The sequence below is a fragment of the Hoeflea prorocentri genome (assembly GCF_027944115.1).
GTDB lineage: Bacteria > Pseudomonadota > Alphaproteobacteria > Rhizobiales > Rhizobiaceae > Hoeflea_A > Hoeflea_A prorocentri.
Genome location: NZ_JAPJZI010000001.1, coordinates 229825 through 250993 on the forward strand (window position 1 = coordinate 229825; position 21169 = coordinate 250993).

Genomic DNA, 21169 nt, shown 5'->3' on the forward strand with positions numbered 1-21169 from the left:
TAAGAGAGCGGATTGGCAATTCATATGCGAAGAATGGAACGAATGGACATTTTCTTTACTGTCACGCTCAATGCGATGACACTTATAAGTATCCTGATGTTGGTGGGCCTAGGCCTTGGCATCATTTACGGGTTGATGGGAGTGATCAACCTGTCCCATGGCGAGTTCGTCACTATCGGCGCGTTCAGTCTGGCATTCGTTCAGGCCATGGGTGGCAGCTTCTGGCTGGCCCTGCTCATCGCACCCATTATCGGCGGTCTGGTGGGTTTGCTGATCGAGCAATCCATCATCAGACATCTCTACACCCGGCCCCTTGCAACCATCATGGCGACCTGGGGCCTGTCGCTGATCATTCAGCAGATGCTTCAGCTCATCTTCGGCGCTTCTCCGCAGAAGGTCTTCTCGCCAATCTCCGCCACCGTCTCGATCTTCGGAGCCAACTATCCCGTTTACCGGCTGGTCCTGATTTCTCTCGCCATCTCACTGATGGTGTCGTGCTACCTTCTGATGAAGAAGACGCGTTTTGGTCTCGATCTGCGTACGGTTATTCAGAACCCGGACATGGCTGACGCCTTGGGTATCAACACCAAGCGGGTCTATGCCATCGCCTTTTCACTTGGTGCTGCGTTCGCTGCCATCGCAGGTGTGCTGATCGCGCCGCTGACCGCAGTGGTTGCTCATATGGGAGTTAACTACCTGGCGCGTTCCTTTTTTGTCGTCATCGTTGGTGGTGCAGGAAGTGTGCCCGGCGTTGTCGCTGGCAGTACCTTCGTCGGCGGTATTGAGACACTTCTCAACTACGCGATACCTGCCACACTTTCTCAAGCTCTCGTGCTCGTCTTCGCCATCGTCCTGGTCCGCATGAAGCCAACCGGCTTGGTGGAAAGGTGATGGCCATGGATCATTCTACAAACAAGTCCCGCACAACGCGGGGCCGGTATCTCGCGCTTCTCACGGTTCTTGCTCTCGCCGCCGTCCTGGCCACACCATTGTTCGTTGGCGTCTATTCAGCGTCTCTCATCCGCGATGCCCTTTTGTTCGCATTGCTGGCTCTGGCGCTGGACTTCCTTTGGGGCAAGACAGGCGTTCTCAGCTTCGGTCATGCCGCTTTCTTCGGAGCTGGAGCTTATGGCGCGGCGATCATCTCGACACGGTTTGGCCTCGACCCCGCACTGGGCTCCTGGGCCGGCCTGCTTGCTGGCATTCTGATCTCTGCGACCATTGCTCTAATCGTTGGATACTTCCTGATCTTCGGGGGCGTGCGCGATTCCTATTTCACAATCGTGACGCTCGCCCTTGCCGTGATTGCCGATCACGTTGTGACCGGCTGGTCCAGCGTCACAGGCGGAGATGCGGGCATCCTCGGAATACCGCCCCTTCACTTCCCATCGTCAGATGGTTGGGCCGCGCTGTCTCCCCTGGCACTCTACTGGTTCATCGCAGGCATCGTGAGCGTGGTCGGGTTTTCCGTCTGGTGGGCATGTCGCGGACGCTACGGCGCGGTTCTCAAATCCATCGAGGACAACGAGCAGAGGTCCCAGGCGCTCGGTCACAACACCTCTCTGCACCTGTTGATCGTCTTCGTTCTCTCCGCATCGATCGCGGCGCTCGGTGGCGGTCTCTATGCCTCGACGGTGGGCTTCGTCGCGAAGGATACCATCGGACTTTTGCTCTCGACACAGGCGATCATCTGGGTCGCGATTGGTGGCCGTGGCACCCTGATCGGACCCGTGCTTGCGACCATCCTCGTCATCTGGCTCGAACAGGAAATCACGAGCATCGACACCAAGTTCTGGCCGCTGGCGATGGGGGGCTTGTTCATCCTGGCCGTCTTCGCCTTCCCCGATGGCATCCTCAAAACACTGGAACGCCTCTTCAACCGCCTCCGCTCGTCTGCGGAGCCAAAGGAGGCAAAAGGAAATGACTGACGCATTGCTCACAGGAACCGACCTCAACAAGCGATTTGGCGGTGTTGTAGCTGTCGACAACGTGTCGATCTCGATTGCACCGCTCGAAGTCAAATGCATCATCGGCGCGAACGGGGCGGGCAAGAGCTCCCTGTTCAACGTGCTATGCGGTGCGCTGAAGCCTGATAGCGGCGAACTGCTGTTCGACGGTCAATCCATTCTGGGGCTGCCGCTCTACAAGTTCTCCCGCGTCGGCATCGCACGCAAGTTCCAAATCCCCAGTGTCTTTGACTCTCTTACGGTCGCTCAGAACCTGGAAACGGCCATTCTTGGTCGGATGTCGTCCGCCGAGGTCGCATCAAAGACTGCTGACATCCTTCGGCAGGTCGATCTGACCGATATTCAAGACCAACTCGCCGGCAACCTAGCCCATGGTCAGAAATAATGGCTCGAGATCGGCATGGCGATCATGTCGAACCCGAAGCTGCTTTTGCTGGATGAGCCGACAGCGGGGATGACTCTAGATGAAACCCAAAAGACAGCCGAGCTGATCCATCGACTGTCCGAGCGTATGGCGGTGATCGCCATTGAGCATGATATGGCCTTCGTCCGCGCGCTCGCCTGCCACACCTATGTGATGCACCAGGGCAAGATCATTGCTGAAGGTGACTTCTCCGATATCGAGAACAACGAGCTTGTTCGCGATGTCTATCTGGGGAGGGCCTGACATGCTTGCCGCGCGCGATCTCAAGGCTGGCTATGGCCATGTCCCCGTACTCCACGATGTGTCGTTTTCGCTCACAAAGGGCGAAACGTTGGTGCTCTTGGGCCGAAACGGAGTCGGCAAGACCACCCTGCTGAAATCACTCATCGGGATCACAACGCCAACTTCGGGTGAAATACTGTTGAATGATGAAAACGTCACCGGTTGGGCACCCCACAAGCTCGCCTATGCCGGCGTTGCCTACGTACCCCAGGGCCGCGGGATATTCGGAAAACTTACCGTTGAAGAAAATCTGCTGGTCGGCTTGCGCAGTCGTAATGACGGTCGCAAGACCATTCCCGACGAAATCTGGGACATGTTCCCGATCCTGCGCGAACGCATCGACCAACTGGCGGGCACGTTCTCAGGCGGTCAGCAGCAGATCCTCGCGCTTGCACGGGCGCTTTGCGGTGCACCCGAACTGATGCTGCTCGATGAGCCTTCGGAAGGCATTCAGCCATCCATCGTCCAGCAGATCGGCGACCTGCTCAAAACCTTCAATCAGGACTTGAACCTCACCGTCTTGCTCGTCGAGCAGAACCTTGAATTGGCCAAGCGCTCAGCCACCCGCTGCCTCGTGATGGAGAAAGGGAGAATCTCCGGCCAGCTCAGCAAAGAAGATCTCCAGGATGAAGACAAGGTTTTCAAGGCCTTGGCGCTTTGATCGTCCAAAACAGCAGGGAAAGGATTACCTATGACTGACAACACCAAATACAAGGGGAGCATTGGCAGACGCTCCGTTCTGAAAGCAGGCAGCGCGCTTGCAGCGGCTGGCATCGGCACACTCGCCATGCCATCTATCTTGCGCGCCGCGGAAGACAAGATCAAAATCGGCTTTCACTCGGGTCTGACGGGTCTGGAGACACTTCTCGGAGAGACACAGGTGAACTGCTTTAAGATGGCGGTTGACGAGATCAATGCCGCAGGTGGTGCTGCTGGACGCGAAATAGAGTATCTGATCGAAGACAACCAGACATCGACGCGCGGTGCGATCGATAAGACCCGCAAGTTCATCCAGCAAGACAATGTCGACGTCATAATCGGCATGATCACGAGCCTAGAGCGTTCCGCAGCGCTCAGCGTGTCGGTACCCGCAAAAAAACTTGTGATCTATCCAACCTATTATGAAGGTGGTGAATGCGAACGCTATCTCGCATGCACCGGTCAGATTCCAAACCAGTCGGTCGATCCGTTCGTGCCGTGGATCGAGAAGAATGTCGGCACATCCGTCTACATCATAGGTTCGGACTATGGGTGGCCGCGAGAAACCGCTAAGGCGATTTCCGCTGCTTTTGAAAAATCGGGTAGCACAACGCTTGGAACGGAGTTCTTCCCGTTTGGCACGCAAGACTTTGGTCCGGCACTGGATCGGGTTCGAGCGGCTAAACCGGACGTTGTCTGGGAACTCTGCGCAGGCGCTGACGCGCTGACCTTCCTCAAGCAGTTCGCCAGTTTCAAACCAGGTGGTCAGTTGCTCACGAACGGCCTGGATGAACTCTTCACGACCGCGATGGACGGGGCCGATGTGGAAGGCATCATTGTCAACCAGTCCTACTTCTCGTCGCTTGATACAGAGGCCAACAAAACCTTCCTTGCTAACTACCGCTCGAAATATGGCGCGGACAGGCACGTCAATTCGATCGCGGAATCAACCTATGTCGGCACATGGCTTTATGCGAAAGCCGTCGATAAGGCCGGAACCACCGATACGGAAAAAGTCATCGACGCCATGGCCGGACTGAAATTCGGTGCGCCGCAGGGCGAAGTCACATTTGATGGCACGAACAACCACCTGGCTGTTCACAGCATCATTGGCCGGTGCCGCAATGATGGTCTCTACGACATCATTGAAGACTTCGGTGCCATTACACCATCGGTCCCAGGCTGCAACCTAACCTAATCGAGCAAGCCTTCGACCCCTGGTCGTCCCGGACAACTCCCACCGGGACGGCCACTTCATTTTTGAACCTTCAATTCTTGCCGGATGACCTCGCCGGCAATCCCATAGGCGCGTGTTTTGACATCTGACATCCAACATAATGATTGCATTGCATCCCTACGCGTTCGTCTGGATAAACGCGAGGTCAGCGCCGCTGAAGTTTGCGACAAGGCATTGTGCCGCATCAATGACTGCAACGATCGGCTAAATGCGTTTTCGATGGTGTTTGCTGCGACCGCTAGAAGCGATGCGCATGCCGTTGATCAGATGGTTAGGGCAGAACACCCGCTCGGAGCGCTCGCGGGTGTTCCGATCGCAATCAAAGACAATATCGATACCTTGCCCGGGCCCTGCCGTGCCGGACTTGAACTCTTCAATGACCATGTGCCGGCACGGGATGCTGCAATCGTCAATTCTTTGCGCAAGGCGGGCGCCACTGTTCTTGGTGTTACCCGCACAGACGCAGGTGCGTTCGGCGTGACCACGCCGGATGTCATTAACCCCAAAAGTCCCTCGCGCATTGTCGGCGGATCGAGCGGGGGCTCAGCTGCGGCCGTCGCAGCGGGTCAGTGCTTTGCTGCCATTGGCACGGATACAGGCGGGAGTATTCGTATTCCGGCTGCTTGTTGTGGTGTCTTCGGATTCAAGCCGACCTTAGGTCGTATCTCGCTCGATGGCGTACGTCCGCTTTCGGATTCTTTTGACCATGTCGGACCGATCGCAAACTGTCTCGATGATGTGATTGCGGTTATGGACGTCATTGATCCGGACCTGACTCAAACCGACGACAAATCTCTCCAAAAACCCTTGGTTCTCGGTGTCCCTAGAAACTGGATACATGACGCTAGCAAAGAGGTTCTGGAGAACTTCCAGGCTTTCCTGAGAGCCGCTAAAGCCTTTGGCTTTGGCGTGCTGGATTTGGAGATCCCGACACCGGCCGAAGCCCTACCCATTCACATTGTGCTGTCGCTTCATGAAGCCGCCCAACACTATAGCCACCTATCCTATGACGCGCTATGTGCTCTGCCCGATCCATTGTGTGAGGGTGTTGAGGTCGGACGGGCAGTTACGCCATTTGAACTCGAAAACGCTAGAGACAAAAGAGCTGCTCTTGTAAGTCGGATCGACGCTGCCCTTGAAACGGTCGACGCATTGGCCATGCCAACACTGCCGATCGAACCTCCGGAACGTGGGTCAACAGCGGCTGTTATTGGTGCGGAAGTCTTCGACCTTCTTTCAGCTTTGATCCACTACACAGCCACCTTCGATCAAACTGGGAACCCCGCTCTTGCCTGCCCTTGGGGGCAGTTATCCTGCGGCATGCCCGGCAGCATCCAGCTGGTCGGGCGCAGGGACGAGGATCTCCGTTTACTCCGACTGGCGAAGGAATTGGGGCTATGAGCACAACCAAAAAGCAATCGCGAACCGCCTTCCTTTGGGACGAAAGGTGCTTCTGGCACTTTGGAGGTAATTACGCACAGCTTGCACCGGTTCGTGAGCATGTTCAGCCGATGGTCGCCGGCGGCCTACCCGAAGCCCCGGAAACAAAACGGCGTCTGAAAAACCTTCTCGACGTGACCGGACTCAGCGATGAGCTGATCATGCGCAGCGGAGCCCCTGCGACCTACGAAGACGCATTGCGTGTCCACACGGCAGACTATCTTGAACAGTTCAAAAACCTCTCCGATGCAAATGGTGGAGAACTCGGCTTAAGAACCCCGTTCGGACCCGGCGCATTTGAAATCGCGCTTCTGTCGGCGGGTTTGGTCAAGGATGCGATGAAAGGTGTCCTTTCTGGTGATTATCACAATGCATATGCTCTCTCGCGCCCGCCAGGACACCATAGCCTGCCCGACTGGCCCAACGGGTTTTGCCTGCTGAACAATATCGCCATCGCTGTCGAGGCGGCAAAGGCAGACAAATTGACACAGCGGGTCGCCATTCTGGATTGGGATGTTCATCACGGCAACGGAACCGAGCATATCTTTCTCGAGCGATCCGATGTGCTGACGATCTCTATTCACCAGGACCGATGCTACCCTTGGGACACCGGGTTCATTGATCAGATTGGTTCTGGTGAAGGTAAAGATGCCAATATGAACATCCCGCTCCAGCCAGGGGCCGGTCATGCCACATATTTGGAAGCCATGGAGCGGCTCGTTCTGCCAAAGCTTCGCGACTTCGCTCCGGACGTGATCGTTATCGCTTGCGGTTTTGATGCCTCGGGTGTCGATCCCCTGGCTCGAATGTTGTGCACCTCCCACACGTATCGGGAGATGACCGCGCTCCTGATGGAGTTTGATCAAGCCCGATTGGTGGCAGCCCATGAAGGCGGCTATTCCGAAGTCCATGTCCCGTTTTGCGGCCACGCAATGCTCGAGCAGATGTCCGGCAGTGCCATCCGGGCCATCGATCCGCTACAGGAGCGGCTCGAAAAGCAGCAACCGGATGCAGGCCTGCAGAACTATCACTCCGAGCAAATCACCAAAATGGTGGAGCACTTCGGAACGAGTTGAACCGACCAAAAAACACAAGACCGCATGCGCGCATCACCGTGTGATCGCGCCAGGACAATAGATATGAAGGAGACTGCCAGATGGGCACCAATGCAGCCGTTCAGGAGAGGAAGACCAATAGCATCGCCCGCGGCGTCGGGATGATGACGCAGGTTTATGCGGACCGGGCCGAGAATGCTGAGGTCTGGGATGTCGAAGGCAATCGCTATATCGATTTTGCCGCCGGTATTGCGGTTGTGAATACGGGCCATCGCCATCCCAGGGTCATTGATGCCGTCAAGGCGCAACTGGATCGATTTACGCATACCTGCCATCAGGTCGTTCCCTATGAGAACTATGTCGGGCTTGCCGAAAGACTCAATGACAGCGTGCCGGGTGACTTCGAGAAGAAGACCGTCTTTGTGACGACAGGCGCGGAAGCAACTGAAAATGCGGTCAAGATCGCCCGGGCAGCGACCGGCAGATCGGCGGTGATCGCCTTTACCGGCGGTTTTCACGGGCGCACATTCATGGGCATGGCGCTGACCGGTAAGGTGGTCCCTTATAAGAAAGGCTTTGGCGCCATGCCGGGGGACGTGTTCCATGTACCGTTCCCGGTCGAGCTTCACGGCATTTCAGTTGGCGACTCGATCGCGGCGCTCGACAAGCTGTTCAGGGCGGATGTCGATCCGGCGCGGGTTGCTGCCATTGCCATTGAACCCGTGCAGGGTGAGGGTGGTTTTTATGAAGCGCCGAAGGAACTCCTGGTCCATTTGCGCAAGATCTGCGACGAACACGGGATCCTTCTGATCGCGGACGAGGTACAGACTGGATTTGCACGGACCGGCAAGGTGTTTTGTATGGAGCACCATGATGTCGCCGCGGACCTGACCTGCATGGCCAAGGGGCTTGGCGGCGGTTTTCCGATCGCCGCCGTGACGGGGCGAGCGGACGTCATGGATGCGGCGGATCCGGGCGGGCTCGGCGGTACTTATGGCGGAAGCCCCATCGGCATTGCCGCCGCACACGCCGTTCTCGATGTCATTGAGGATGAAGGCCTGTGCGAGCGGGCAAATCAACTGGGCGCCCGTCTCAAGCAGCGCCTTGCAGCAATGCGTGAGACAACACCGGAGATTACCGACATTCGCGGTCCCGGCTTCATGAATGCGGTCGAGTTCAATCTTCCGGACGGTTCGGCGCCGCATCCCGGTTTTGCCAATGCGGTCAAGGCACACGCCCTTGAGCGAGGGCTTATCCTCCTGACCTGCGGGGTCCATGGAAATGTCATTCGTTTCCTTGCGCCTTTGACCATTCAGGACGATATTTTCAATGAGGCGCTCGACATTCTTGAAGCATCGGTTGGTGATGCCAGAGCGGAACTCGGAGGCTAGTCATGGATTTACCGCCAAAACTATCGAACGGTTCGTTGCTGTTGACCAGTGCCTTTATTGGCGGGGAATGGATGGATGCCTCTTCTTCGGGGGATCGTTTTGACGTGCGCAATCCGTCAACAGGCGATGTGATTACGTCGTTGCCGGATATGGGTGTTGAAGAAACCCGGGCCGCGATTGATGCCGCCCATGACGCTCAAAGGGACTGGGCCGCCAGGACAGGCAAGGAACGCGCCGCAGTCCTGCGCAAATGGCACGATCTGATGGTGGCCAATGCGGATGATCTCGGCGCCATCTTATGTGCCGAGATGGGAAAACCGCTGGCCGAGGCCAAGGGTGAGATCCTCTATGGTGCGAGCTTCATCGAGTGGTTTGCCGAGGAAGCCAAACGCGTCTACGGCGATGTCATCCCCGGCCATCAGCCCGACAAACGCATCATCGTGCTGAAACAGCCTGTCGGTGTGGTTGCCTCGATTACGCCATGGAACTTCCCGAACGCCATGATCGCGCGAAAGGTCGGACCGGCGCTGGCGGTCGGCTGTGCGTTCATTGCCAAGCCTGCCGCCGAAACACCGCTTTCCGCGCTGGCAATGGCCTATCTTGCAGAACAGGCCGGCCTTCCGAAAGGTTTGCTGTCGGTTGTTACATCCAAGCGGTCCTCGGTGATCGGTAAAGAGTTCTGCGAGAATGAAAAGGTCCGCAAGCTGACCTTCACCGGTTCGACGGAGGTGGGCCGGATCCTGATGAAGCAATCCGCCGACCAGATCATGAAGACATCGATGGAGCTCGGCGGCAACGCACCCTTTATCGTGTTTGATGATGCCGATCTCGATGCGGCCGTTGAAGGGGCGATGATCTCCAAATACCGCAACAATGGCCAGACCTGTGTGTGTGCCAATCGCATCTATGTGCAAGCAGGCATCTACGATGCCTTTGCCGAGAAGCTGGTCAAAGCCGTCAAGGCCATGAAAATCGGCGACGGGTTTGAGGAAGGGGTCACGGCTGGCCCGCTCATCAGCGATGATGCTGTGGCCAAGGTGGAAGAGCATATTGCGGATGCCACCTCCAAGGGCGCATCGATCATAACCGGTGGCAGGAAACATGCGCTTGGGGGCACGTTCTTTGAGCCGACCGTTCTTACGGGCGTCACCAAGGACATGCTGATCGCGTCAGACGAGACCTTCGGTCCCGTCGCCCCGCTGTTCAAATTCGATACGGTCGACGATGTCATCGAACAGGCCAACGATACGATCTTCGGCCTTGCGTCCTATTTCTATGCCAAGGATCTTTCCAGGGTCTGGCAAGTTGCCGAGGCGCTGGAATACGGCATGGTGGGTGTCAATACGGGTCTGATCTCCACGGAGGTCGCGCCGTTCGGTGGTGTGAAGCAATCCGGGACGGGCCGCGAAGGATCGAAATATGGCTGCGACGATTATCTGGAGATGAAATATGTGTGTTTGAGCGGCGTCTAACTCGAAGGCAGCAAGCAATTGTATCCCAGATGCTGGTGACGGATTCTTATAGAGGGAATAGCGTTGTTTGATGGGATAAGACAGGTGTAAACACCTCATTCCTGTTTGCCTCCGGCGGACGGCGCTCGACGTTTCGCGCAGCGGTGGCGCCCAACCACCGCGCCTGCGCGTCATTTCACTCGGTGCCGGCGTTCAAAGTACGACACTTGCCCTGATGGCGGCCCACGGTGAGATCGGCGCAATGCCGGACTGTGCGATCTTCGCTGATACCGGCTGGAAGCCGCGCGCCGTCTATGACCATCTCGTATGGCTCAGCTCGGGAAACGTCCTTCCGTTCCCCGTCCATATTGTCTCGGCCGGCAACATCCGCACCGTTCTTCAGCCGTGAGATTTTTCCGGCCGGATCCAAGCAACCAGTCTTCGATGAGGATGAAAACGGCGATCGCATTCAGGTTGGAACACGGACCTTGACGCGCGACGAATATCGCGACGGCATGGGCAAGTGTCAGTGCACCTACGAATTCGACATAGCGCCGATCGCCAGGTGTCAAGATGCCCTTAATTGCTGGACGCTCGCTCTAAAAAGCTGAGCAAAATCAGTTCATGGCTGTGCCGTTAATCTCTGGACTGTATCGTTATTTGCAGGACTGTGCCCATTATTCCCGGACTGTATACATTGCAGAGACTTGATCCGGAGTTTCTCCAACGAGCTGATTTTGTGACTGTTTGGCTCGCGTGATCCTTGCTGCTGTCCAGCAAATACGGGCACAAATCGCAGCAAAACCTGCCTGAATGTGTCTACGTCCGAGAAATAGCGGCACAGTGACAGCGAGATAAGCTTGTAACTGGCGACCAGGCGAAGTTCAAAAGTCCAAGACGCCGGCTCTCGCTTTAACTAGAAGCCAGAGTTGAAGGGATTGACTGTCAGGCATTCTTCAGAAGCCACTTCTCCAAAAGTAACGCACCTCTCGATGCGGTGGAGGGTTTGTTGACATCCATATAGTATTGCTCCCTTGAGCGGATGGGGCGCACAATTGGAATGGTCGCCAATCCCAAAGACTCGGCAAGCGGTTCGCACACGTCTCCAAGGGAAATTGCCAGCCCCAGACCTTCACGCGCCATGGAAAATGCGATTGGGGTGTTGTCGACCGGCATGAGGTCGACGTCACTGACCTCCGCATGAATTGGCAGCTCTGTCAGAATATGCTGCCAACCGATGGAATGAGACGCCACATCCAGAAGACGATACTTCAAAATGTCCTCGATCTCGAAGATACTACCAACGACTTCCGGCGCACCCACAACGACATAGTTCACGGGTATCAGCGGTTTTGCATTCGCACTGAACTCACTCTTTCTTCCGAACGTGATGGTTATGTCCGCTACGTCCTCGCCGTCTGGTTTTACGAAATCGTCGGAGCGTACAGATATTCTGATATTTTCATTCTGAGCTTCAAATTTCGCTATCTTCTGTGGCAACCAACTCATCGTCAAAAGCTGGCTGCTCTCCAAAATCACATGTTGATGAGACTTGGTGTGAAAGAGGCTGGTGAGCTTAGCTTCAATGTTTGACAAAGAACGTTCAACCGTCGGCAATAAGGAGCGTCCGGCGTTGTTCAACTCGATGCGATTGCCTTTCCGAATAAAGAGAGCCTCTCCAAGATGTGTCTCCAACGCGAGGATCTGCTGACTGACAGCGGCCGGCGACACAGCCAGTTCAACACTAGCTTTTGCGAAACTCTCATGCCTGGCGGCGGCTTCGAAAACACGAAGCCAATTCATGGATGGCAGTTTATATCTCTTCATGTCACTGATTAATCAAAACTTACGCTGAGTGGCAAGAACAATAACTTTTCTAATTGCAAAGCGTCATGGATAATCTCGGAGTATCGCTCTGCCAATCATGGCTTGCCAACTCCGGGAGGTTTACGTGAAATTAAGAAAAACAATCCTTGCCATTGCAGCAATAGCTTGCGTCTCAATTACGGGTGCTGTGTCTGCTGAAGACCGGCCGACTTCGATCACCATCGCGACAGAGGGCGCCTACCCTCCATGGAACTACACCGAGGCTGACGGCACACTTGTCGGCTACGAGATCGAACTGATTGATGAAATCTGCGGGCGGCTGAAAGTCGAATGCGAGGTTGTTGCCCAAGACTGGAATGGGATCATACCTGGCCTTACAGCTGGAAAATATGACGCCATCATCGCATCGATGGGTGCAACTGATGAACGGCGGAAAGTAGTCGATTTTTCTGATCCATATGCGCGTGCACCCAATGGTTTCCTCGTCTCATCAAGCGGAAGCCTGGCGGATCTGCCTTTTGCAGGACAGACGTTCAACCTAGGTGGTGACACGTCGGAACTTGAGGGCGCCCTGGCTGAACTCAAACCGTTCGTGCAAGGCAAAACTCTGGGCGTTCAGGGTGGATCGACCGCCGCGAATTTCGCAAATGAAGTCCTGAAGGGCATCGTTGAGATCAAGGAATACGGCACTGTCGATCAACACAATCTCGACCTCACAGCAGGCAGGATTGACTTGGTCGTTGGCAACGTCACATCCCTCGCCGCTGCCGCGGAAGACATCGGCGATACCGTCAAGATCGCAGGACCAAGTTTCACTGGTGGCGTCCTTGGAGCCGGGACGACTCATGTAGCGGTTCGAAAGTCTGAGCCGGCGCTTCTCGAGATGATGAACGAAGCAGTGGCGTCCATCATTGCGGATGGAACCAATTCCAAACTTACCAAGAAATGGTTTGGCGTTGATATCGGTAATCCGAACTAACGAAACGCCAGCCTTCGGAGGCGGCGAGATTGCCCGCCGCCTCCCGCTTCCAAAACACAAAATGAATCTGGTCCATGTAATTGGCGGCCGGGGAGGCTTAATGTTCACGCGCGCGAAAATTGCCGATGCTCCTGCAGTTTCCTTCTACTTCGAAGGCGAGCTCATGTCGGGCCGAGAAGGCGACACAATTGCTGCAGCTCTGCTTCTGGCTGATGAACCTGTTCTTCGCAATTCGTTCGTTTCTCATTCGCCGCGCGCGCCCTTCTGCATGATCGGCAACTGCTTTGAATGTGCGGTTGAAGTCGACGGTATCGACGGCGTTCAAGCATGTCTGACGCCGTTGCGTGAAGGCATGCGGATCAACCGCTCGCCGACACAACCTATAAAGGCCAAGACGGCATGACCAAAAAAACGCCTCGATTGAACTATGAGCTCGTTGTGATCGGTGCAGGCCCTGCCGGCATGTCTGCGGCAGTCGAAGCGGCAAATCATAGACTGGATGTCGCTGTTTTCGACATGCAACCGGCACCGGGCGGCCAGATTTATCGCAATCTTGAGGGAAATAGCGCCTACCAATCAAACCTAACGGGGATATTGGGCTCATCCTATTTCGACGGCGCGCCCCTCATCTCAGAATTCCGTTCTGCAAAGATAGACTACTTTCCGCGCTCAACCGTTTGGCACCTGCGGGCCGACGGCGCTGTTGGTGTAACCGTGAACGAAGCCTGCCATTTGATCCGAGCGAAATATGTCCTTGTCGCGAGCGGTGCGATGGAACGACCAGCCCCATTTCCCGGATGGACACTTCCGGGCGTCATGGGAGCTGGCGCGGCACAAACCTTGATCAAAGCAAGCCACGCTATACCGTCTGGTCCAACAGCGATCGCAGGCACCGGGCCATTGGCCATCTTGGTTGCTTACCAACTCATGAAAATGGGGTTAGACCTCCGCGGCCTCCTGCTGACGTCTAACTTCAGCATGCGGCCCGGGAAATCCGTAGCCCTACTCCAGGCGTGGCCCGAGATCCGCGAGGTGTTCAAAGGCCTTAAGTGGTTGGGAGCACTGTCTCGCCACGTCCCGATCTACACTGGGGTCGATAATCTTGTTGCCAGTGGAGAGGACCGCATTGAAAACGTCACCTTTCAGTCAAGAGGCAAAAACCACACGCTAAGCGTCGGAACACTGCTTGTGCACGACGGCATTGTCCCTTTGTTTGAACTTATGGCTGATGCCGGATGCCAACTGGACTGGTTCAGTGGCGAAACCTATTGGATGCCTCACACGAACGCGTGGGGTCAAACAACCTGCGCCAGGATTTTTGCGGCTGGAGACGCTCAAGGTGTTGGAGGTGCAAAGGCCGCGCGGATCCGCGGAGCCCTATCAGCCTTGGAAATCGCGAGGCTAGCGAACCAACTTTCGCAGGATCGGAGAGATTTCCAGGCCAAGCGTCTGCGACACCAACTCAAGAAGTTCCTCTCGCTCCGTCCCTTGATGCGGGCGCAATTTCCAGAAGGTCTATCGGCGACACTGCTGCCTCCTGAGACCATCGTCTGCCGCTGTGAAGAAATCACGTCCAAAACGATCCTCGATGCTCATCGTGCCGGAGCCACCACCATCAATCAGATGAAGGCGTTGACAAGATGCGGGATGGGACCGTGCCAGGGTAAGATGTGCGCACCAACCGCAACCCGCGTTCTTTCGAGCGTTGATCAGATACCCATCGAAGAGATCCAGTCTTACCGCGCCCGTTTTCCTGGCAGACCGCTATCCTTGGGGCAGCTGGCCCAGATGAATGTTTCGCCTGAGTTCCTGCAGAATGCAAAAATCGATCAGGAGATCGACAAACCGCAGCTGACAGGGACCGCCCAATGACGAGATCGAGCGATATCATTGTCATTGGCGCAGGGATCCATGGCCTCAGTTGTGCGTTCCACCTGGCTTGCGAAAAGCGTGCTGTGACAATCTTGGAAAAAGACGTTGTCGGTCAGCACGCATCAAGCGTCAATGCCGGTGGCTTAAGAACATTGCTGCGCGATATTCCTGAGATTCCGCTGTCGCTGGAATCGCAAAAGCGTTGGGAGAATCTTGACCAGATCTTGGGATCAAAATTGGCAAAACCCGCAAAGGTGACAACCAACGTCGGACAAATCGGGATCGCAGTTGAAGCCTCTGAAATGGAATGGTGCAAATCTCGCGCAAACGAGACCAAGAGACTGGGATACGATTACGAGGAAATCATCGATCGCAAGGAACTCGATAAGCTCATCGACAATTTGAGCAGCGAATGCCTAGGCGGCATCATTGCTCGCAAAGACGGTCACGCGAGCCCAGCCAACGCGACACAAGCGTATCGCTCCGCCGCCTCAGCCGCTGGCGTGCGTATTCACGAACGGGTTGTGATCGACAGGATCACCAGGAAAGACCAACAATGGATTGTCCACACTGACGACGGCGCATTTGAAGCTCCGGTAGTCGTCAATTGTTCGGGAGCCTGGGGACACAAGGTTGCTGAAAGTGTGGGTGATCGGCTCCCGATTGAGTGCCAGGCGCTTTCTATGATGGTTACCAAGAGGGTCGGCTTCAACATAACGCCAGTCGTGATCGGCATTGACCAACCGCTCTCCTTCAAACAGACGGATATCGGAACACTTGTCATTGGCGGTGGAATCCCCGCCAAACCGGAACCTGATCTTTCTACGTCAAAACCATACGCTGAGCGTCTCATCGAGAGTGCCAAAACGCTAACGCGATTCTTCCCAAGCTTTTCAGATGTTCAGATCGTGAGAACCTGGTCGGGCTTGGAGGGTTTTACGCCAGATCGAATGCCGATAATTGGCCCAAGCACCGACGCAGAGAACTTTTGGCATGTGTGCGGGTTCAGCGCGCATGGCTTCCAACTTGCACCTGAAACAGGATTTCGCGTTGCCCGATCAATCGTCAACAACCAAGTTGACAACTTGATTGCTCCCTTCACGCCTTCCCGCTTCCAAATCATCAAGAAGGTGAGCTGATGGACTATTTTGAGCTTATGGGATTTGGAGCCGGTGGATGGGGCCCACTGATGCTGAAAGCGGCAGGGATGACGGTCAGCATTGCAGTCGCCGGCTTCACCGTCGGAATATTCTTCGGTATAATCGGCGCCGCGCTCAAGCTGTCTCGCGACCCCGTAGCGATGACCATCGCTGAGACTTACACCACGATCTTTCGCGGTATTCCGGAACTTCTCATCATCTACCTGTTTTATTTCGGCGGAAGTCTGGCGTTCTCAAACTTTCTGCACCTCTTCGGATATCAGGGGTTCTTTTCCATACCGTCTTTTGTGATCGGCAGCATTGCGATTGGAACAGTATCCGGAGCCTATCAAACCGAAGTCTATCGATCAGCATTCCTCGCCATTGATCGAGGACAGATCGAAGCTGCGCGCGCTTGCGGGATGAAGGGGTTCTTGATCCTGCGAAGGATCATCGCACCACAAGTCCTGAGAATTGCTTTGCCGGGGCTCGGTAACGTCTGGCAATCGGCGCTCAAGGAAACCACTCTCTTGTCGGTCACGGGTTTGGTCGAATTGCTCCGCCAGGCCTCAGTCGGTGCTGGATCGACGCGCGAACCCTTCGCTTTCTACCTGACCGCTGGCGCTATTTTCCTCGTCATCACCAGCATCTCAGGCTGGGGTTTCGAAAAGATGGAGAAACACTTTTCACGATCGGTGAGGAAGTAATTCATGGACCTCACCTTTCTAAAAACGACAACCATCTCTCTATTATCCAGTGTTCCACTCACGGTGAGCCTGGTCGCCATATCCCTGGCTTGCGGACTGGTCTTGGCAATCATCCTGACCACAGCGCGCATGCTCGGTCCGGCGCCGATCGTTTGGTTTGTAAAGTCCTACATCTTTGTCTTTCGCGGAACGCCGCTCCTGGTGCAGATCTTTTTGATTTACTATGGGCTTGGGCAATTTGAAGCGGTCCGGGGCAGTGTGTTTTGGGTCGTGCTGCGCGAACCGTTTTGGTGTGCGTCTCTCGCCTTAATGCTCAACACGGCCGCCTACACCACCGAGATCATTCGAGGCGGAATTCAGGCCGTTCCAAGCGGACAAATTGAAGCTGCTCGCGCTTGCGGAATGTCCAATCTGACCTTGGTTCGTCGAATCCTGGCGCCGATTGCACTGCGTCAGGCATTACCAATCTATGGCAGCGAGGTAATTTTGATGATCAAGGCAACATCGCTTGCCAGCGTTATCACAATCCTGGAAGTCACGGGCGTTGCGCACAAAATCATCTCGGCATCTTACCGGCCTGTCGAGGTCTTCATGTGTGCCGGTGCCATCTACCTGTCGCTCAATTTCCTCGTCACGCGCGCAGTCTCGGCTTTTGAGAAAAAGCTCAACAAACATCTTTCCCATACATGAAGAAGGGGAGGGGAAACGAATATGAAAAAAGCCAATGCCATAAGCCTCGACAAGCTCTGTAAAAGTTTCGGCGCGCTCGAAGTCCTAAAAGACATCACATTCGATGCCCTTGAGGGGGATGTGATCTCAATTTTGGGATCCTCAGGATCTGGAAAATCCACGATGCTGAGATGCATCAATATGCTCGAAACACCCACGTCGGGTGACATCTCGATCTTTGGAGAGAAGATCAAAATGAAAGCGTCGAGCCGCGGAATCAAACCAGCTGACAACAAGCAAATCGAACGCATCCGAACTGATGTTGCAATGGTCTTCCAAAGCTTCAATCTCTGGAGCCACATGACCGTTCTGGAGAATGTGATTGAAGCCCCTATTCACGTACAAGGCATTGCGAAAAATGAAGCCGTGGACATCGCTGAATCCGTTCTGAACAGGGTCGGGTTAGCGGAAAAGTTAGACAACTATCCAAGCCAACTTTCCGGAGGACAACAGCAGCGTGTCGCCATTGCCCGAGCCCTTGCGATGAACCCGCGCGCAATGCTGTTCGATGAACCGACCTCAGCGCTCGACCCGGAATTGGTTGGCGAAGTTCTCAAAGTCATGCGGTCGCTGGCTGAAGAGGGACGCACCATGTTAGTCGTCACACATGAGATGGGATTTGCGCGCAATGTGTCAAACCGCGTGCTCTTCCTGGATAAGGGCACAGTTGTAGCAGATGCAAGCCCGGAAAGAATGTTCTCCGGTGATGAAAACGAGCGATTCAATCAGTTTGTCGCCAATGCCCAGCATTAGGATTCGACGAACCAATGGAAACAGACATGATCAACAACGCATCATTCAGAATCATCGGTCGCATCGGCAACATCAACGCCCGAGAACAGGTCACCCACATCTCAATCGCTTCAGACCGACAGATCAAAAAGGACGACGAATGGGTCACTAAAACCGACTGGAACACTGTCACAGTTTTCAATTCCAGCCTTCGCAAGCGCCTCACAAACGCCAAGGTCGGCCAGAAGGGCAATCTGGTGATTTTCGAAGGCAACATCCAGTCCAATGCCCACAAATAGGACACCGACAAGCTCTACCAGACGACCCTCGAAACCATCACACTCAGGCCCGCTGGCTGGATGTGAGGATGTTTGCTCATGTTAATGGTCGGGAGCGCTCAGGTGTCGTTAGCGATTCCATTAATGCTCGATCAGGACACTCTTTTGACGACGCGACGATTTGTACGCTTCACGGCCGAGGTCTTTCCCAATTCCTGAAGCCTTGAATCCACCCGTGGGAAGAATGTGATCACGTGACCGTCCGTATCGATTGACCCAAACCGTACCAGCCTCAATGCGCTTGGTTGCCCGAAGACACTCTTTCAGGTCGCTAGAGTAAACGCCTGCCGCCAGTCCAAACGTTGGATGGTTGGCGAGTTCGTAGGCTTCTTCCTCATCGACGAAGGTTTGGATCGTAACGACTGGGCCAAAGATTTCATTACTCAATGCCGGCGAAGAGGAGTCGAGATTGGTGAGAATTGTTGGTTCATAGAAATAGCCGGGATGATCCAATTGCTTGCCACCGATTGCACAACTTGCACCCTTGGCAATTGCCGCTTTCACGATTCCGTCTATACGCTGGAGTTGCGTCTCGGAGATGATGGGCGAATAGTTCGTATCGTCGACCCATGTTGCGCCGATCCTATAGTCAGACAGCTTGGTCGTGACCCGCTCCAGGATTTCTGGGGCAACACTCTCTTGAACAATGATGCGAGAGCCAGCGACGCAGGTTTGGCCGGCATTGACTTGAATGCCTCTGGCGATCGCAGTCGCAGTACGCTCGATATCAGCCGATCTAAATACGACCTGTGGACTCTTGCCGCCAAGTTCGAGGGTCATGGGTTTGATGCCGGTATCAGCTATTCGCTTGAGTATAGCCCCACCTGCCACCGTCGAACCCGTGAAACTGATTTTTGCGATATCCGAGTGACCAACCAAGCTCGCACCTGTCGTCGGACCGTCGCCTAGAACGATATTGACAATGCCGGAAGGTATACCTGCGCGAGTGGCAAGCTCTGCAAGATAGAGTGTGGAAAATGGCGTCATCTCGGATGGTTTGAGCACCACCGCATTTCCAGCGGCCAGCGCCGGACCCAGTTTCCAGCCCGCCATCGAAAGCGGAACATTCCAAGGCGTGATGGCACCGACAATCCCGTATGGCTCGGTGAGAATCATGCCCAGATGGTTCCCATCGGTAGGAACGACATCTCCGCCTTCCTTATCGGCGAACTCGGCAAAGAACCGGATCTGCTCCGCCGTGACCGCAACATCGACAGAAATCGCCTGACTGATTGGTCGTGTCGAAGCCAGAGCTTCAAGCTGACCAAGCCTTTCCGATTCCTCTTCCATAAGGTCTGCCCAACGCTGCAATAGCTGCGCGCGTTCTCTCGGGCGACAAGTCGCCCATTGACTGGTCTTCAAGGCGTGTTTTGCGCTCTGCACGGCACGGTCGACCATGCCTGGATCGGCGATTGGACAGGCGGCATAGGTTGCGCCGTTCGAAGGGTACCTTAGCTCGATATGTTCGCGATCATCCACGTATGCACCATCGATCCAGTGTCCTTTGGGCAGGTCTACATCTGCTGGGTCGAAGGAAATTGTCGAGTTTTGATTGCGTAGCATGATTACATCATTTCGGATGGCGTTATGGCAGATCCGTCGCTAAAGCGACTGAGCCTGTAAGGTTTTGGATCGACGAAGGGTTTCTCGTTAAGGATGAGTTCAGCCGCGAGACGACCGGCTCCAGGACCAAGAGCAAACCCATGGCCGCTGAAGCTGGACGCGATCACGAGCCCCTCGAGTTTTTCAGTCTTGGAGATAACAGGAATTAGGTCTGGGGACGTATCAATCATGCCACCCCAGGATCGTTCCACGCGGATCCCATTGAGAGCCGGAAATTCACTTAGCGCGGCTGCTAGCGCCCGCTTGACCAATTGCAGATCCGGTGCCGGATCGAGAACCCTGACCTTCTCAAACGGAGAAGTTTCGTCATTGAGCCAACTCCCCCAGGCCTCAGGGCCGTTCAAGAAGCTATGGTTCAGCCGGTACTTGATTTTTTTGGCGACCCTCTTTCGGTACATCTTGTAGAACTTCGTTGCGTAACGCATCCCCTGCGGTGTGATAAACAGGGTTCCATGCCCCATGACTGCAAGGGTGTAGCCTCCATCAATCCGCCGACGGAGGGCTAACCCCGGAATGGTGAGACAACCGGCACCGAGAACGTCAGGTGCGGACGTTGTTTGAAGAGCGGTACCGCCGATATTGGCAACCGGGAGTTCAATGCCGTGATGGCGGCATAATCTGGATGTCCACGCACCCCCCGCAAACACAGCGGCATTGGTCTTGATCAAGCCGCGTTCTGTCCAAACACCAGCCACCCGCCTGTTAGTGACCTCAACGCCTCGCGCTGCGCAATTTTGGTGAAGGGAGACACCGATCTCCTTTGCACCTGCGGCAATGTTTGGTGCTGCAAGACCCGGCTCAGCACGCCCATCTGTGGGCGACCATACGCCACCGAGCCAAGACGATGATTTAGTTAATGCCCGTTCATTTGCTTGGGCCGACGTTAGTATCTGGTTCTGGAAACCGTATTCTTGTGCGCCTTGGCTCCATTTTGACCATTGATCGAGATCAGCCTGTTCATTGGTGCAGTACAAAATACCCGTGCGGCGGAACCCCAGTTCCTGCTGCAATTCGGGCCCGAGCTCTTCCCATCTTTGCATGCTGTATTGCGCGAGAGGGAGTTCGTGCAAATCACGGTTTTGCTGCCTCACCCAGCCCCAGTTACGACCTGATTGTTCGCCGCCAGCAGTGCCTTTTTCCACCAGTGCTACGGAAACGCCCTTTCGTGCCAATTCGTAAGCCGTGCAAACTCCGATGATGCCCGCTCCTACGACAACAACGTCTGCCTGGTTAGGAAAGTTCGGGCTGTCTTCGATCTTTTTGATTTCTATGGACAT

22 protein-coding genes are annotated in these 21169 nt (G+C 55.1%); 19 read left to right on the plus strand and 3 right to left on the minus strand.

Annotated features, from left to right (window positions below):
- The first annotated feature begins 42 nt into the window (after positions 1–42).
- The 11 genes from urtB to OQ273_RS23725 all read left to right on the plus strand — a co-directional run bounded on the left by urtB (position 43) and on the right by OQ273_RS23725 (position 10355).
- The gene (gene urtB / locus OQ273_RS01100) at positions 43–891 is read left to right on the plus strand and encodes an urea ABC transporter permease subunit UrtB (RefSeq protein WP_267988623.1); all 849 of its coding nucleotides are present in this window, start codon (positions 43–45) and stop codon (positions 889–891) included.
- A gap of 5 nt (positions 892–896) precedes the next feature.
- Positions 897–1928, plus strand: coding sequence for a branched-chain amino acid ABC transporter permease (locus tag OQ273_RS01105; protein ID WP_267988624.1), 1032 nt, complete (start codon positions 897–899; stop codon positions 1926–1928).
- Complete coding sequence (locus tag OQ273_RS01110) at positions 1921–2352, plus strand: ATP-binding cassette domain-containing protein (RefSeq protein ID WP_267988625.1); 432 nt, start codon at positions 1921–1923, stop codon at positions 2350–2352. The genes OQ273_RS01105 and OQ273_RS01110 overlap by 8 nt, the downstream gene beginning before the upstream one ends.
- A 15-nt stretch (positions 2353–2367) precedes the next feature.
- The gene (locus OQ273_RS01115; RefSeq protein ID WP_267988626.1) at positions 2368–2634 is read left to right on the plus strand and encodes a hypothetical protein; all 267 of its coding nucleotides are present in this window, start codon (positions 2368–2370) and stop codon (positions 2632–2634) included.
- 1 nt (position 2635) lies between these two features.
- Positions 2636–3334 carry an ABC transporter ATP-binding protein gene (locus OQ273_RS01120; protein WP_267988627.1) on the plus strand — a complete coding sequence of 233 codons (699 nt, stop codon included), beginning with the start codon at positions 2636–2638 and terminating at the stop codon, positions 3332–3334.
- 30 nt (positions 3335–3364) lie between these two features.
- Positions 3365–4570, plus strand: a complete 1206-nt coding sequence (locus tag OQ273_RS01125) for a substrate-binding protein (protein WP_267988628.1) — start codon at positions 3365–3367, stop codon at positions 4568–4570.
- Between the two features lie 117 nt (positions 4571–4687).
- The gene (locus OQ273_RS01130; RefSeq protein WP_267988629.1) at positions 4688–6010 is read left to right on the plus strand and encodes an amidase; all 1323 of its coding nucleotides are present in this window, start codon (positions 4688–4690) and stop codon (positions 6008–6010) included.
- A complete protein-coding gene (locus OQ273_RS01135; protein ID WP_267988630.1) occupies positions 6007–7125 on the plus strand; it encodes a class II histone deacetylase in 1119 nt (372 codons plus the stop codon). Before OQ273_RS01130 ends, OQ273_RS01135 begins: the two co-directional genes overlap by 4 nt.
- A gap of 80 nt (positions 7126–7205) precedes the next feature.
- Positions 7206–8495, plus strand: coding sequence for a 4-aminobutyrate--2-oxoglutarate transaminase (locus OQ273_RS01140; RefSeq protein ID WP_267988631.1), 1290 nt, complete (start codon positions 7206–7208; stop codon positions 8493–8495).
- 2 nt (positions 8496–8497) lie between these two features.
- Positions 8498–9967 carry an NAD-dependent succinate-semialdehyde dehydrogenase gene (locus OQ273_RS01145; RefSeq protein ID WP_267988632.1) on the plus strand — a complete coding sequence of 490 codons (1470 nt, stop codon included), beginning with the start codon at positions 8498–8500 and terminating at the stop codon, positions 9965–9967.
- Positions 9968–10181: 214 nt separating this feature from the next.
- Positions 10182–10355 carry a hypothetical protein gene (locus OQ273_RS23725; protein ID WP_425493319.1) on the plus strand — a complete coding sequence of 58 codons (174 nt, stop codon included), beginning with the start codon at positions 10182–10184 and terminating at the stop codon, positions 10353–10355.
- A 536-nt stretch (positions 10356–10891) separates the two neighbouring features.
- On the opposite strand, the gene OQ273_RS01155 is transcribed toward OQ273_RS23725, so the two are convergent.
- Entirely contained in the window at positions 10892–11749 is an 858-nt protein-coding gene (locus OQ273_RS01155) for a LysR family transcriptional regulator (RefSeq protein WP_267988633.1), read from the minus strand.
- 148 nt (positions 11750–11897) lie between these two features.
- On the opposite strand from OQ273_RS01155, the gene OQ273_RS01160 reads away from it, so the two are divergent.
- From OQ273_RS01160 to OQ273_RS01195, 8 genes are all read left to right on the plus strand, one after another.
- Positions 11898–12752, plus strand: a complete 855-nt coding sequence (locus OQ273_RS01160; RefSeq protein ID WP_267988634.1) for a transporter substrate-binding domain-containing protein — start codon at positions 11898–11900, stop codon at positions 12750–12752.
- Between the two features lie 61 nt (positions 12753–12813).
- Positions 12814–13155, plus strand: a complete 342-nt coding sequence (locus OQ273_RS01165) for a (2Fe-2S)-binding protein (RefSeq protein WP_271292081.1) — start codon at positions 12814–12816, stop codon at positions 13153–13155.
- Complete coding sequence (locus OQ273_RS01170) at positions 13152–14624, plus strand: FAD-dependent oxidoreductase (RefSeq protein ID WP_267988636.1); 1473 nt, start codon at positions 13152–13154, stop codon at positions 14622–14624. The genes OQ273_RS01165 and OQ273_RS01170 overlap by 4 nt, the downstream gene beginning before the upstream one ends.
- A complete protein-coding gene (locus OQ273_RS01175; RefSeq protein WP_267988637.1) occupies positions 14621–15763 on the plus strand; it encodes an NAD(P)/FAD-dependent oxidoreductase in 1143 nt (380 codons plus the stop codon). Before OQ273_RS01170 ends, OQ273_RS01175 begins: the two co-directional genes overlap by 4 nt.
- On the plus strand, positions 15763–16470 hold the full coding sequence (locus tag OQ273_RS01180) for an ABC transporter permease (protein WP_267988638.1): 708 nt from the start codon (positions 15763–15765) through the stop codon (positions 16468–16470). Before OQ273_RS01175 ends, OQ273_RS01180 begins: the two co-directional genes overlap by 1 nt.
- 3 nt (positions 16471–16473) lie before the next feature.
- Entirely contained in the window at positions 16474–17160 is a 687-nt protein-coding gene (locus OQ273_RS01185) for an ABC transporter permease (RefSeq protein WP_267988639.1), read from the plus strand.
- 21 nt (positions 17161–17181) lie between these two features.
- Complete coding sequence (locus OQ273_RS01190; RefSeq protein ID WP_267988640.1) at positions 17182–17952, plus strand: ABC transporter ATP-binding protein; 771 nt, start codon at positions 17182–17184, stop codon at positions 17950–17952.
- 26 nt (positions 17953–17978) lie between these two features.
- Positions 17979–18230 (plus strand): single-stranded DNA-binding protein, encoded by a 252-nt coding sequence (locus OQ273_RS01195; protein ID WP_267988641.1) that lies wholly within the window; start codon positions 17979–17981, stop codon positions 18228–18230.
- A gap of 120 nt (positions 18231–18350) precedes the next feature.
- On the opposite strand, the gene OQ273_RS01200 is transcribed toward OQ273_RS01195, so the two are convergent.
- Positions 18351–19832, minus strand: coding sequence for an aldehyde dehydrogenase family protein (locus OQ273_RS01200; RefSeq protein ID WP_267988642.1), 1482 nt, complete (start codon positions 19830–19832; stop codon positions 18351–18353).
- Positions 19833–19834: 2 nt separating this feature from the next.
- Positions 19835–21169 carry an NAD(P)/FAD-dependent oxidoreductase gene (locus tag OQ273_RS01205; RefSeq protein WP_267988643.1) on the minus strand — a complete coding sequence of 445 codons (1335 nt, stop codon included), beginning with the start codon at positions 21167–21169 and terminating at the stop codon, positions 19835–19837.

Bases quoted from the DNA above. Each gene is read 5' to 3' on its own strand.
- urtB (WP_267988623.1), top strand. From the start codon at position 43: ATGGACATTTTCTTTACTGTCACGCTCAATGCGATGACACTTATAAGT.
- OQ273_RS01105 (WP_267988624.1), top strand. From the start codon at position 897: ATGGATCATTCTACAAACAAGTCCCGCACAACGCGGGGCCGGTATCTC.
- OQ273_RS01110 (WP_267988625.1), top strand. From the start codon at position 1,921: ATGACTGACGCATTGCTCACAGGAACCGACCTCAACAAGCGATTTGGC.
- OQ273_RS01115 (WP_267988626.1), top strand. From the start codon at position 2,368: ATGGCGATCATGTCGAACCCGAAGCTGCTTTTGCTGGATGAGCCGACA.
- OQ273_RS01120 (WP_267988627.1), top strand. From the start codon at position 2,636: ATGCTTGCCGCGCGCGATCTCAAGGCTGGCTATGGCCATGTCCCCGTA.
- OQ273_RS01125 (WP_267988628.1), top strand. From the start codon at position 3,365: ATGACTGACAACACCAAATACAAGGGGAGCATTGGCAGACGCTCCGTT.
- OQ273_RS01135 (WP_267988630.1), top strand. From the start codon at position 6,007: ATGAGCACAACCAAAAAGCAATCGCGAACCGCCTTCCTTTGGGACGAA.
- OQ273_RS01140 (WP_267988631.1), top strand. From the start codon at position 7,206: ATGGGCACCAATGCAGCCGTTCAGGAGAGGAAGACCAATAGCATCGCC.
- OQ273_RS01145 (WP_267988632.1), top strand. From the start codon at position 8,498: ATGGATTTACCGCCAAAACTATCGAACGGTTCGTTGCTGTTGACCAGT.
- OQ273_RS23725 (WP_425493319.1), top strand. From the start codon at position 10,182: ATGGCGGCCCACGGTGAGATCGGCGCAATGCCGGACTGTGCGATCTTC.
- OQ273_RS01155 (WP_267988633.1), bottom strand. From the start codon at position 11,749: ATGAATTGGCTTCGTGTTTTCGAAGCCGCCGCCAGGCATGAGAGTTTC.
- OQ273_RS01165 (WP_271292081.1), top strand. From the start codon at position 12,814: ATGAATCTGGTCCATGTAATTGGCGGCCGGGGAGGCTTAATGTTCACG.
- OQ273_RS01170 (WP_267988636.1), top strand. From the start codon at position 13,152: ATGACCAAAAAAACGCCTCGATTGAACTATGAGCTCGTTGTGATCGGT.
- OQ273_RS01175 (WP_267988637.1), top strand. From the start codon at position 14,621: ATGACGAGATCGAGCGATATCATTGTCATTGGCGCAGGGATCCATGGC.
- OQ273_RS01180 (WP_267988638.1), top strand. From the start codon at position 15,763: ATGGACTATTTTGAGCTTATGGGATTTGGAGCCGGTGGATGGGGCCCA.
- OQ273_RS01185 (WP_267988639.1), top strand. From the start codon at position 16,474: ATGGACCTCACCTTTCTAAAAACGACAACCATCTCTCTATTATCCAGT.
- OQ273_RS01190 (WP_267988640.1), top strand. From the start codon at position 17,182: ATGAAAAAAGCCAATGCCATAAGCCTCGACAAGCTCTGTAAAAGTTTC.
- OQ273_RS01195 (WP_267988641.1), top strand. From the start codon at position 17,979: ATGATCAACAACGCATCATTCAGAATCATCGGTCGCATCGGCAACATC.
- OQ273_RS01200 (WP_267988642.1), bottom strand. From the start codon at position 19,832: ATGCTACGCAATCAAAACTCGACAATTTCCTTCGACCCAGCAGATGTA.
- OQ273_RS01205 (WP_267988643.1), bottom strand. From the start codon at position 21,169: ATGTCCATAGAAATCAAAAAGATCGAAGACAGCCCGAACTTTCCTAAC.